Annotated in this window: 10 protein-coding genes and 1 riboswitch; all 10 genes read left to right on the top strand. The window is 47.9% G+C overall.

Annotated features, from left to right (window positions below; translation table 11 throughout):
* Position 1 precedes the first annotated feature (1 nt).
* The 10 genes from NLX73_RS15005 (at position 2) to NLX73_RS14960 (ending at position 13,110) form a co-directional block, all read left to right on the top strand.
* Entirely contained in the window at positions 2-772 is a 771-nt protein-coding gene (locus NLX73_RS15005) for a WecB/TagA/CpsF family glycosyltransferase (RefSeq protein WP_028543109.1), read from the top strand.
* Positions 773-777: 5 nt separating this feature from the next.
* Positions 778-2,220 (top strand): O-antigen ligase family protein, encoded by a 1,443-nt coding sequence (locus tag NLX73_RS15000; protein ID WP_061830308.1) that lies wholly within the window; start codon positions 778-780, stop codon positions 2,218-2,220.
* 5 nt (positions 2,221-2,225) lie between these two features.
* Entirely contained in the window at positions 2,226-3,605 is a 1,380-nt protein-coding gene (locus tag NLX73_RS14995; RefSeq protein ID WP_165176469.1) for a lipopolysaccharide biosynthesis protein, read from the top strand.
* A gap of 22 nt (positions 3,606-3,627) precedes the next feature.
* Positions 3,628-4,467 (top strand): glycosyltransferase family 2 protein, encoded by an 840-nt coding sequence (locus NLX73_RS14990; RefSeq protein WP_254326545.1) that lies wholly within the window; start codon positions 3,628-3,630, stop codon positions 4,465-4,467.
* Positions 4,454-5,641, top strand: a complete 1,188-nt coding sequence (locus NLX73_RS14985; protein ID WP_254326544.1) for a glycosyltransferase family 4 protein — start codon at positions 4,454-4,456, stop codon at positions 5,639-5,641. The genes NLX73_RS14990 and NLX73_RS14985 overlap by 14 nt, the downstream gene beginning before the upstream one ends.
* Positions 5,638-6,786, top strand: coding sequence for a glycosyltransferase family 4 protein (locus NLX73_RS14980; protein WP_023987423.1), 1,149 nt, complete (start codon positions 5,638-5,640; stop codon positions 6,784-6,786). Before NLX73_RS14985 ends, NLX73_RS14980 begins: the two co-directional genes overlap by 4 nt.
* 28 nt (positions 6,787-6,814) lie before the next feature.
* On the top strand, positions 6,815-7,915 hold the full coding sequence (locus tag NLX73_RS14975; protein WP_023987424.1) for a glycosyltransferase: 1,101 nt from the start codon (positions 6,815-6,817) through the stop codon (positions 7,913-7,915).
* Between the two features lie 5 nt (positions 7,916-7,920).
* Positions 7,921-9,249 (top strand): UDP-glucose dehydrogenase family protein, encoded by a 1,329-nt coding sequence (locus NLX73_RS14970; protein WP_254326543.1) that lies wholly within the window; start codon positions 7,921-7,923, stop codon positions 9,247-9,249.
* A 663-nt stretch (positions 9,250-9,912) separates the two neighbouring features.
* Positions 9,913-11,289, top strand: a complete 1,377-nt coding sequence (locus tag NLX73_RS14965) for a sugar phosphate nucleotidyltransferase (RefSeq protein ID WP_013309163.1) — start codon at positions 9,913-9,915, stop codon at positions 11,287-11,289.
* Between the two features lie 157 nt (positions 11,290-11,446).
* Positions 11,447-11,527, top strand: a riboswitch (cyclic di-GMP riboswitch).
* A 14-nt stretch (positions 11,528-11,541) separates the two neighbouring features.
* Entirely contained in the window at positions 11,542-13,110 is a 1,569-nt protein-coding gene (locus NLX73_RS14960) for a glycosyl hydrolase (RefSeq protein ID WP_165176463.1), read from the top strand.
* The last annotated feature ends 40 nt before the right edge of the window (positions 13,111-13,150 follow it).

Genomic DNA, 13,150 nt, shown 5'->3' with positions numbered 1-13,150 from the left:
GATGAGCAGAGTGAACATGTTCGATGTCAACTTTGATAATTACGATTTTAATGATCTACTCGAATTTATAGATACTTCTATTGAACATCAGCGTCATTCCTACATTTTGACCTGTAATGTCGATCATGTGATCAAGCTTCGCAAGGATGATGAATTCCGCAAGGTGTATTCGGATGCCGGAGCTGTAGTGGCCGATGGGATGCCTATCATATGGGCGTCCAAGTTACTGAAAAAACCCCTCAAACAAAAGGTGTCCGGGTCAGATTTGTTCACTCGGCTGGGAGAGGCTTTTGAGGATCGAGGCTATCGTTTATTTTTTCTGGGTGCAGCTGACGGTATTCCTGAGAAGGCTATGCTCAATCTCCAGGAATCTTATCCGAACATGAATGTGGTGGGCTGTTACTCTCCTTCTTATGGTTTTGAGAAAAACGAGGAGGAGAATAGGCACATTATCCAACTACTTCAAGAGGCTCGCCCGGACATCGTTTTTGTAGGTGTAGGCGCACCTAAACAGGAAAAATGGATCTACAGATATTATGAGACTTACCGTGCTCCGATTTCGATTGGGGTGGGAGCGACCTTTGATTTCCTGTCGGGAAATGTGAAAAGAGCACCGGAGCTGATGCAGAAGACGGGATTTGAATGGTTCTGGAGGTTGTCTCAGGAGCCTAAACGATTGTGGAAAAGATATTTGATTGAGGATTCCCAATTTCTCGTTCTGCTGTTTAAGGAGATGTTCAAGCGGAAACGGATGAAGGGAGGTCAGGGGTGAGAAACATGAGTCGGTTGGCAGATCAGCAGATTTCCGTTTGGCTAGGAAATCGGCGTGGAATCAGCATGATCGGCATGGGATTGCTGGCTTGTATGCTGCCACTCGCCATCGGATTTGTCAGCGCCAAGATGAATCCCACCATGAGCCAGCAGGGAGCCATATTGCTGGCGCTCGTTTTTCCGGCCTTCCTGCTGGCGATCCTGCAATCGCGGCTACTGATTCCTTACACACTGGCAGTGTGGGCAGTAGGCCCGGAAATCCGCCGCATTGCGGATTGGATGGAGGGAACGTATCACTCGGTTTCCTTGTTGAGCGTGGCACCGCTGCTGGTAAGCAGTATGTTGATTATTCCTGTGTTGCGAGGCATTCATCAGGCGGAAAAACCCTTGACCCGAATTGCTGTATTTTTCGGCATAGAATTGGCCTACGGAAGTGTGGTCGGGTTATTCAAAAATGGTATTGTTTTTGCTTATGATTTAGCCAATTATGTGGTTCCTTTGATCCTGTTGCCTTATCTTGCGATTAAGCCCATGAAGGCGAAGGAGCTGGACCGACTGCTGTATTCATATGCCAACATTGCTGTTCTTGTGGCAATTTACGGCATTATCCAGTACTTGACGGTGCCTCCGTGGGATGCATTTTGGATGAATCATGTAGAAATGAATTCCATTGGTGTTCCAGAACCACTTCAAATCAGAGTATTTTCTTCCATGAACTCGCCCGGTCCCTGCGCTATTTTCTTGGCGATGGCACTTGTACCCATGCTAATGGAAAAACGTTGGCGCGGCACTTTGGGATGGATCGGAATCCTGCTGACGGTCGTTTGTCTTTTAATCACGCTGGTACGTTCAGCCTGGCTAATTGCCTTCGTCATGTTGCTGGCTTACATTCTCAGTTCATCTTCCAAGGGAAAGTGGAAAACCTTGTTTCAACTAGCTATAGTTGGCCTTCTTCTCTACATCATTGTTCCAAAACTTCCAGGGGCAGAAGGTTTGGTGGCTCGCATGCAGACGCTGACGGATATTCAGCAGGATCATTCGTACAATGAACGTTTGGATTTACTGCATACGATGCTTCCGGCGATTGCTGGCAATCCGGTCGGGCAGGGAATCGGGAGTGTAGGAATCGGAACGAAGCTTGATAACGGCGGCGATCTCGGCGAACTTGGGATTATGGATAATGGATATATCGCCATTTTCCTCACCTTCGGTATTTTCGGGGCATTCTTTTTCTTCGGTGGTCTGTTCGTTATCATCAAGCGCCTTCTCGCCCGTATTGCCGAACGAGATGCCAGTCAGCCTTATATCAGACTGGCGTTGGCTACGTGGGCCGGAGCTGTAGCCAGTCTCATATCAGATAATGGTTTCCCCGGTATGCGCGGCTATCTGATCTGGATGATGATCGGAATAGGACTATGGGCAAAAGATGTCATCGCGGAAAGAAGGTAAAGGCTGTGCAAAACTTACAAGCATTATCCGCACCTGTCCGGACACTATGGTCCACAGTGATTCGGTTTGCCAAAAGCAAGGATAACAGCTCTGCAGCAGTAAAAACGATGATATTCAGTATGCTGATTCTCGTCGTGAATATGCTGACTGGTGTGCTAACGGCACGATTCCTGGGTCCTACTGGACGCGGGGAACAGACAGCGATGGTGAACTGGTCCCAATTTCTCGCCTTCTGCATGAGCTTCGGTGTCCCGTCTGCATTGATTTACAATGCGAAAAGGAAACCGGAGGAAACGGGCAAGCTGTATGGTCTGGCCTTGCTGCTGGCTACCATGTTCGGGGGCTTGGCGACACTCGTCGGAGTTTTTCTAATTCCTTATTGGCTGCGCTCTTTTTCTTCATCGGTCATACTTTTCGCGCAGTGCTCCATGATGATGTGTCCGCTCATAGCGATTTCACAGATCAATAATGCATTGCTTCAAGTTCGCTCGGAATATAAGCAGTACAATTTATTCCGGTATCTGGTACCGCTGAGTACACTGCTGGGTCTGGCGATTCTGATCTTAACCGGAAATATGAATCCGTACACCTCGGCATTGGCCTATTTACTGCCAGGCTTGCCGATTTATATCGGTGTCACGATACGAATGATTCGGCTGTACAAACCAAAGGTAAAGAACAGCTGGACGCAATTTAAAAATCTCTTTACCTACGGTATGGGTTCATACGGAAATGATCTCATGGGGCAGGTTTCCACTTATATTGATCAGATTTTGATTGCGGGTCTGCTCAGACCCGCTGATCTCGGTTTATATGCAGTAGCGGTCAGCTTGGCCAGGATGGTGAATGTATTTTCTACCTCGATCATTGTCGTGCTGTTTCCCAAAGCCTCTGGTCTGAATAAGGAAGAGGCGGTGGCCATAACATTTCGGGCATTTCGAGTGACATCAACGGCAACCTTTCTGGCTGCGGTGATGCTGATGCTGATTGCTCCGTTCGTATTTACATTGTTATATGGTCAAGAGTTTAAACAAGCGCTCACGGTATTCCGGTTCTTGGTGCTTGAGGTTGCTATCAGTGGAGGGACCATGGTGCTGGCACAACAATTTATGGCGTTGGGTAAGCCCAAACTGGTTACCATTCTACAGGGTGTCGGATTGTCGCTCGTCATTCCATTGCTGTCCATACTCGTGCCGAGATATGGATTGACGGGTGCAGGGATAGCAATGCTGTCTTCGGGGATTCTACGGTTCATTTTCATTTTATGTAATGTTAAATTCGTTCTAAAAATGAAGATTCCAAGACTGCTTATTTCCAAACAAGATTTTCAATGGCTCCGATCAACGATGTCGCACTACATCCGGAAAAAGCCAGTTAACGGTTAGATAAAGAAGGAGGCACCCGCTAATGAACCACATGTCTAGCGTTCCCGCGGACAACCGGATATCCGTAGTTATTATCGCTCAGGATGATGGCACTCGAATCACAGCCGCCATTAAATCCTGCAAGCCCTTTGCGGACGATATCGTCGTCATTGACGGAGGGAGCAAGGACAATACGATTCAGGTAGCTGAATCCTTGGGCTGTCGGGTGTTTTCTAACCCGTGGCCCGGGTATGCCAAGCAGCGCATGTTTGGTGTTGAAAAAGCGGAATTTGATTGGATATTCCTGATTGATACGGACGAAGTAGTGGATGCAGAGTTGCTTGGAGCCTTGTTGAAAGTAAAGGAAACGCTCCACGATCCGGCCAAAGCATATTCCGTATTCCGGATTGGAGATTTTCTCGGCAAATGGATGAACAAAGGTGAATACCTGGTTCGTTTGTACAATCGGCGTATTTATGGCATTACGAATAGTCTTGTTCATGAAATGCCGGATGTAGCCTCTTCCCAGATTGTCAATCTGGAGGGCGTGTTATGGCACTACGGCTTCCGCAGCATCAGTGATCATATGACCCGTTTTAACAAATATACAGATCTGGAAGCAGAGACGGCATTTAACAAAGGAAGATCCTTTCGGATTACCAGACTGTTGTGGCGGCCTCCTGCCCGCTTTGTGCAGAAGTATTTTGTCCAAGGCTTATACCGCAAGGGATTGGCGGGTTTTGCCGTAGCAGTATTCTGGGTGATGTATGAGTTTCTCGTCTGCTTCAAGCATTATGAGCTAACCAAGCGGCGAAAAAAGATAGAAATCGTGGATGACGGACATACCGAGCAGAAAGGAGAAACCAGCTATGTCGTACAATAACGGATTTCGTATTGCGGCAACGGGGCTGAGCTGGCCGTCCTTGCAGCCAGGAGGCCTCAACACATATTTCAAATCCATCTGTGAGCAGCTTACATTAGAGCGCAATACGCTGGATGCTCTAATCTGTAGTGACGAGCAGCCGCAGGCGCCCGACCGTATTCGGATTCATTCGATTGGCAGCAAGCAGCAATCCATGTGGAAGCGTCGAGAGCTAATGCAAAAATATGCAGCAGAGCTGTTCGACAAGCAACCGACGGATGTACTGTATTCCCATTTTGCTCCCTATGGTGTCGGACCGGCGCTGGAGGCGAAAAAAAGAGGAATCCCGGTAGTTACCACCTTTCACGGACCGTGGACGGAGGAAATGAAGATTGAAGGACAGGGCCTCAAGCATTTGTTAAAAACGACGTTGGCCAAATCCATTGAAATGAAGGCCTACGGATTGGCGGATAAATTTATAGTGCTAAGCGAAACTTTTCGGGATATTTTGCATGAGCACTATAAGGTTCCACTCAGCAAAATTCATATTATTCCTGGTGCGGCGAATGTAGAAAGGTTCCACCCGGCAGAGGATCAAGAAGCGGTGCGGAAGCGCCTGAATTTGCCGCAAAATGCGACGATTGTGCTAACCGTTCGTCGTCTTGTTAATCGAATGGGACTACTACAGCTACTGGAAGCATGGCGACGAGTAACCGAGCGTCATCCTGATCATGTGTTGCTGATTGGAGGGAAGGGCCCCTTGATGGAGGAATTGGCTTCCAAGGTGGCGGAATACAATCTTCATAACCATGTAAGGCTGCTCGGTTATGTGTCGGATGAAGAGCTTCCACTGTACCACCAAGCATCGAATTTGTTCGTTGTACCCACACAGGCACTGGAAGGTTTCGGTCTGATTACAGTGGAGGCGATGGCCTCGGGACTGCCGGTGCTGGCGACTCCTGTGGGTGGCAACAAGGAGATTTTAAGAGGATTCCGTCCCGAGCTTTTGTTCAAGGGAACGGATAGTGAAGCCATTGCTGAAGGGTTGCTGCGTGTGTTGGATCATCGTGAACTTCTACCGAATGCAAGGGACTGCCGGGACCATGTCCTGAGTAGATATACATGGGGACATGTAGCGGAGCAGGTGGAAGAGGTGTTCCGACAAGTCCTTGATAGAAAGGCGGCGGCGAAATGATGAGAGTAGCTTATATTGACCATACGGCAAGATGGAGCGGCGGCGAAGTCGCTTTGTACAACATACTGACGAATATCGGGGAACATATCGACCCGCTCGTTATTTTGGCAGAGGAGGGCGATTTAGCAGATCGGCTTCGGCAGCGTGATATTGATGTGCGCATCGTTCCATTGGACGATTCGATTCGCAATCGGGGACGGAATGCCGTGAATCTAGGTGCGCCTGCAGCAGCTTTTCGTTTGCTGGCTTACGGTAGAAAACTTGCGCCCTTGCTGCGTGAGGAAAAGGTCGTGTGCGTTCACACGAACTCGCTCAAGTCTGCACTGTATGGTACAGTAGCCGCCAAATCGGCGAAGCTGCCCTTGATCTGGCATATCCGTGACCACATCGGTCCGCCGTATCTGAAGCCGATTGTGGCCAAAGGGATTCGGCTGATGTCCCGCTTTTTGCCCAATGGAGTGATTGCTAATTCCAAGTCCACGCTGAGTGCGTTGGAGTTACCCCCGGACAAAAAGACGCTTGTCGTTTATTCCGCTTTTGCCAAAGCGATTACAGCACGTGACACGGCTGCCCATGTACGTGGTGATGACTCGTTTAACGTCGTATTGGTCGGCAGATTGGCGGAATGGAAGGGACAGCATATTTTACTGGAAGCAGCACGCTCCTTTTTACCGGATCAGCGCGTGAAATTCTGGCTGGCTGGAGATGCATTGTTCGGAGAAGAGGAATACAAGCAACGATTAGAGTCCACGATGCGCGAATACGGGTTGGCTAACGTCAATCTGCTGGGACACGTCGATGACATTCAAGGCCTGATGCAGCGTTGTGATTTGCTGATTCATACCTCTATTACACCAGAACCATTCGGTCAGGTCATTATTGAAGGCATGGCTGCGGGGCTCCCCGTGATTGCTTCCAATGAGGGTGGACCCAAGGAAACGGTGGTACCCCATGAAACCGGGCTGCTTATTGAACCGGGTGATCCGGCTAAGCTGGAAGAAGCCATCCGCTGGATGTTGGAGCATCCACAAGAACGTCAGCAGATGGGTGAGAGAGGGATGGAACGGGTCAAGAAGCATTTTGTCATCGAGAACACAGTTAAGGATATAGTTCATTACTATAAGGGTTTGTTGGCAGGAGTCTGACCGACATTCGCGTTAAAGGATGATTCAGATGAAAATAGCGATAGCACACGATTACTTAATCCAAATGGGCGGAGCGGAAAGGGTAGTAGAGGTATTCCACGATATGTATCCGGAGGCTCCTATCTTCACAACGGTGTTCAGCGACGACCGCCTGTCGCGTAACTTGAAGGATGCGGATATTAGAGCCACTTGGCTACAAAAAGTCCCAGGAGTGAAGGACAACTTCAAAGGAGTGCTGCCGCTGTATCCCATTGCTATCCGTGATTTCGATTTTAGGGATTTCGACATTGTTTTAAGCTCCAGCAGTGCATTTATGAAAAGCATCCAGGTACCCAAACATACGTTTCACATTTGTTATTGTCACACACCGATGCGGTTTGCCTGGGATTACGATACATATATGGCCCGGCAGTCCAAATCCAACCTGCTCAAAAACATGCTCAAGCTGTACATGAACCGGTTGAAAACATGGGATGCCAAAACTTCTCGCAACGTAGACCAGTTTGTCGCCAACTCTTCGGTTGTTAAACGAAGAATTTTGCACTATTACCAAAGGGATTCGGATGTGATTTTCCCACCTATTAATACATCCCGTTTTAAACGCGCTACAAACATCGGTGACTATTACCTGATCGTATCCCGATTGGTGTCCTACAAGCGCATCGATCTCGCGATCGAAGCATTCAAACGTAACGGTCTCAAGCTGCGCATTGTGGGTGAAGGACCGGACCGTAAACGACTCGAAGGTATGGCTGCCCCGAACATTGAGTTCCTCGGCAGGCTTGAGGATGAAGAGGTTAACAAGCTGATGGCAGAATGCCGAGCGCTCGTTTTTCCGGGTGAAGAGGACTTCGGTATTACGCCTTTGGAGGCGAATGCGGCCGGACGGCCTGTCATCGCTTTTCAGGGTGGGGGAGCGCTGGATACGATTGTTCCTCATGTGAACGGCGTATTTTTCCGCAAGCATCAAGTAGAGGATGTGCTGGAGGCCGTCGAAAAGGTTGAGCAACATGCATGGAATGTGGACGATATCATTACCCATGCGCGCAAATTTGATGAAGAAAATTTCAAGGATCAATTAAAAAAGTATGTAGAACAAGCCTATGTGAACTTTCTAAAAGGAGGATGAACGGAATGAAGCTGGCTGTAATCGGTACTGGATACGTTGGGCTCGTCTCGGGTGTATGTTTTGCGCAAAAAGGTAATGAGGTGATTTGTGTCGATCTGGAGCAGCACAAAATCGACATGTTGAACCGGGCAGAATCTCCGATTTATGAACCGGGTATTGAGGAATTGATCGCGTTGAATCTGGAAGCGGGCCGATTGGAGTTCACCTCGGATTTGGCCGATGCGGTACGCCGCTCGGATATCGTAATTTTGGCGGTAGGTACACCTTCTCTGGCTAACGGCGAGGCGAATTTGTCATACATTGAACAGGCGGCCGCTGATGTTGGGAAAGCCATGAACGGGTATAAGATTATTATGACCAAGAGTACTGTACCTGTCGGAACGAACGAAAAGATTAAGGACGTGTTGGCTCGTCACACGAGTTTGTCTTTCGATATCGTCTCCGCGCCGGAGTTCCTGAGAGAAGGCTCAGCCATCAATGATACGCTTTATCCGGATCGCATCATTATTGGTTTGGACAATACAGGATTGCGTGAAACCATGGTCACTCTGCATCAGGTGTTCACGGATAAAATCTATGTGACGGATATCCGTAGTGCTGAAATGATCAAATACGCGTCCAATGCGTTTCTGGCAACTAAAATTTCGTTCATTAACGAAATCGCTAATATTTGCGAAAAGGTTGGCGCTGATGTAACCTGTGTGGCTGACGGTATGGGGATGGACAAACGGATTGGCTCCTCTTTCCTACAAGCAGGGATCGGGTATGGTGGCTCTTGCTTTCCAAAAGACACAAATGCGCTTATCCAAATTGCAGGTAATGTAGACTATGAATTTAAGTTATTGAAATCGGTGGTCGAGGTGAATACCGACCAGCGCTTTATGATTGTATCCAAGCTGCGCGAATCGCTGGGTCAACTGAACGGTGTGTCCATTGGCATTTGGGGCCTCGCCTTCAAGCCAAATACAGATGACATCCGCGAAGCTCCAGCACTGGAAATCGTAGAAACGCTCATTCAGGCAGGCGCTATTGTCAAACTGTATGATCCCATTGCGATGGATAAATTCAAGGAGCGCGTGGATCACCCGAATATTATGTGGTGCTCATCCCCACAGCAAGCCGCTGAAGGTAGCGACGCTGTGTGCCTGTTGACCGATTGGGAAGAGTTCAAAAAAGTCGATCTCGTACAACTGGCCTCCATTTTGCGCAAGCCGGTTCTCATTGACGGTCGTAACGTATTCGGTGAGGAACAGATCCAAGGCTCCGGGCTGGAATACTACTCCGTGGGTCGTCCGCGGATGAGTGGGTGGAATAGAGATAAAGTGGAAGTTTAAAAGTGACAGATTAAAAAGTGACTGTGGCGGTGTTGGAGGCGCTGAAGGCGCTACGCGTGCAGATTGTTCTTCCGATTGCTGTTACCCCCGGATTTTCTGGATTATATAAAACATTCAAAGGTTAAAATCCGGGGATAAAGGCAAACGCTGACGCTTCTTCAGAACAATTCTGCCCGCTCAGCTGCTTTTCGCCGTGGAGTCACAGTTTTTAAATTTCCACCTTATGGGGGGGGAGTAGGAAGGGCGTATCGGAAGGAGCGGCGCGGTTGAAGCCGCTCCTTCCGATCAAGTACGCCATTGCGGTTGCCGAAGGCAATCTGGGCAAGGTGTTACGAAACCTCGATTACTTGAAGCTTGCAAGCACAGCGGGCAAGCTCTGAGTTCTCGAACGTCTTACAGGCTGACCGGACTTAATAATGTCCGGTCGTGCCTTTTGCAATAAACGGTATGATCGGCATGATGCATTTTTGAGTAGCGCAGGGATGGATTTGAATCTGGAGAAGCGGAGCGTTCGCCTTTGACGTGGTATTCTTACATTTAAATGTCTTATACAATCCAAAGAATCCCACGTCAACAGCGATCATAAGATTAAATCCAGCCCGTAGCGGGCTACTCATCATTCAGAACGATCATCCAACCAATATAGAGAGGAAGTGGAGAGTTATGAAGCTCGTACTTTTGTCTGGTGGTTCCGGTAAAAGATTATGGCCTTTGTCCAACGATTCCCGTTCCAAACAATTTTTGAAGGTACTGGAGAGCCCGGAGGGGATTTCGGAATCCATGGTACAGCGGGTATGGAGACAATTGGGAGACAACGGATTATCAGAATCCTCGTTTATTGCGACAGGGAGAGCACAGGTCGAAATGATCCAGAGTCAGGTCGGCCCGAATACGCGCATCATTGTTGAGCCGGAACGCAGAGACACCTTTCCTGCGATTGCGCTGACAGCGACTTATCTATATTCCATTGCTGGTGTTTCCCCTGATGAAATTATAGCTATATTGCCTGTAGATCCTTATGTTGAGGATGCTTTCTTCGCTTCCGTAGCCCAGCTGGAACATACACTCCAGGAGAGTGAAGGCAAGCTTGCTTTAATCGGGGTTGTCCCTTCCTATCCTTCAGAGAAATATGGTTACATTATTCCGAAAAACGATGCCACCCAAGGTAGCACTGGCTACCGCGAAGTGAGCCATTTTCAAGAGAAACCCGACCGGGAGCAGGCGGAGCGTCTGATTGAACGCAATGCTCTATGGAACTGCGGGGTTTTTGCATTCAAATTAAGTTATTTGCTGGATATCTTGGCATCCAAGGGGTTGCCGCTGAATTATGAAGAAATGCAAAAGCAATACGCATCTCTGGAAAAAATCAGCTTTGACTATGAAGTAGTCGAGAAGGAAAAGGATATCGTAGTTCTTCCGTATGATGGTTTTTGGAAGGATTTGGGCACCTGGAATACGCTCACAGAAGAAATGTCTAATCAACAAGTGGGCAGAGGTGTAGTAACGGAGGATTGCGTCAATACGAGTCTTATTAACGAGTTAGACATTCCTGTGGCGATCATTGGAACGAATGATCTGATTGTAGCCGCTAGCCCGGATGGTATTCTTGTGACCAATAAGGCTGAAAGTCCTCGCATTAAGGAAGTGCTCAAGGCTCATGATCAGCGTCCAATGTATGAAGAACGTCGTTGGGGGCAGTATCGGGTTGTGGATTATGTCAAGTATGACGAGGGTAACGAGGTATTGACCAAACGAATCCGCGTACGGAAAGGCAAAAATATCAGCTATCAGCTTCATTTCAAACGGAGTGAAATTTGGACCATTATTAGCGGTGAAGCGGAAATTATTTTGAATGAGAAGCTGCACAAAGTAAAAGCTGGTGATGTAGTTCGCATTCCTGAAGGAACGAAGCATAGCATTTTGGCTGTGACCGATGTGGATTTTATTGAGGTGCAGACTGGTTCTGAATTGGTTGAAGAGGATATTGTCCGCTTTTGTATGGATTGGAATGAAATTTCCCGTCACCAATTTATTTCATAAATTTTTTCGTTAAAATGAAAAAAAGAGACGAATTGACGAACGTTTATAGCCCGAAATGTCGAAAATGAGCGAAAACCTGTAAATCCATGAACATGTCCTATTAAATTTTGGCAAAAGAAAGTCGATACTTAGGGTAAGAAGGAATCCAAACTCCTTCCAACGATAAACGCAGCCCTGTCGAAAGGCAGGTACGCAAAGCTAAAGGGCCTTCCGTAGGGATGGCAGCCTGGCTACCGAAAGGAAGAGCAAAAAGTGAGATTCAATTTTATTCCTCTGTATCGACTGATACGTCATGCACTCCCCGTAGTTATGCTTTTTTCTTTGTTGCCCGTCGGTTTTGGTGAATCTCTGTCTGTGGCGAATGCCGCTGCATTACAACCTGTTAATTCGGACGCTTCTACTCAGGCCCGTGAACTATACAGCTATTTACTCAGCATCTCGGGGAAAAAAATAATCACCGGTCAGCATGATTATTTGGAGAGTCCGGATGAATTAAGTAACAAGGTCCAAAAAATCAGTCAGGCGTATGTGGGTGTGCACGGCTATGAGATGGGAGCCATCTCAGGTCAATCTGCCGCTTCGGAAGCAGCACAACGTAAAAATGTTGTCGATAGCGCGATCCGCTGGAGCAGATCCGGAGGCATTGTGACGATGACTTTTCATGAAGCGCTGCCGGGTAGACCACTGACTTGGGCCAATGTGCAGGCGAAAGTAAGTCAGACGGAGTTCAATAAATACGTGACGCCAGGCACTGCGCAGTATAACCTCCTCATTGCCGATCTGGATAAGGTCGCTGTATCGCTAAAGCAGCTTCGTGATGCGGGTGTTCCGGTTTTATGGAGACCTTATCACGAAATGAATGGTGACTGGTTCTGGTGGGGAAACAAAACTAATTTCAATCAGCTATGGAATATCATGTATGACCGTTTTGTAAACACACATCAACTAGACAATCTGCTGTGGGTATGGAGCCCGAATGCTCCTAATTCGTATACCTTCCCGTATACCCCTAAATATCCGGGGGATGACAAAGTAGACATTTTGGCTGTAGACATTTACAACAATGATTTTGAACAAAGTCATTATGAAGGTCTGCTCGGGTTGGCAGGGGATAAGCCGATTGCCATTGGGGAACACGGTGAGATGCCCAGCTCCGAGGTATTACAGGCTCAGCCCAAATGGGTGTATTCCATGACTTGGGGAAAGATGCTGACCGAGAATAACACAACGGATCAAATTCAGGATTATATGAATGATTCGAGGAGCTTGACGCGAGATGATGTGAAAAATGGATTGGCAGCAGTTCAACAACCCGGGACAGATGTACCAACCCTACCGGACGAGGGGCAAAGCGAGCCTATCCCGGCTCCTCCTTCTGTTCCGGATATGGTTTATGCGAACGGGCTGCGGGGTGAATATTTTAACAACATGAATCTGGATGGTAGTGCTGCTTTGACCCGTACAGATAGCAAGCTGGACTATAACTGGCGTGCTGCCACAGCTGATGCAAGGGTGAACGCTGATCGGTTCTCCGTTCGCTGGACAGGTAAAATGAAGCCACAATATAGTGAGACCTATACGTTTACAACGATATCTGATGATGGAATCCGGGTATGGGTAGACGGCAAGCTGATTATTGATAGCTGGTTTAAGCAAAGCTGGACAGAGCGCAAGGGCAGTATCACCTTGCAAGCAGGTAAAATGGTAGATTTAAAAGTTGAATACTATGATGAATATGGTGACGCAATGGCACGTCTGATGTGGGAAAGTCAGCATGAAGCGAAAGCGGTGATTCCCGGTAACGCTTTGTTTCTTCCTTAATAGATTCTCTTTCCCGGTCAAAAATTTTGAGGAGAGAGGG

Origin of the sequence: Paenibacillus sp. CH40, from assembly GCF_024213605.1 — a bacterium.
In the GTDB taxonomy this organism is placed as follows: Bacteria; Bacillota; Bacilli; order Paenibacillales; family Paenibacillaceae; genus Paenibacillus; species Paenibacillus polymyxa_B.
The sequence above is the reverse complement of the archived record's forward strand: the minus strand, read 5'-3'. Positions and strand labels throughout refer to the sequence as shown.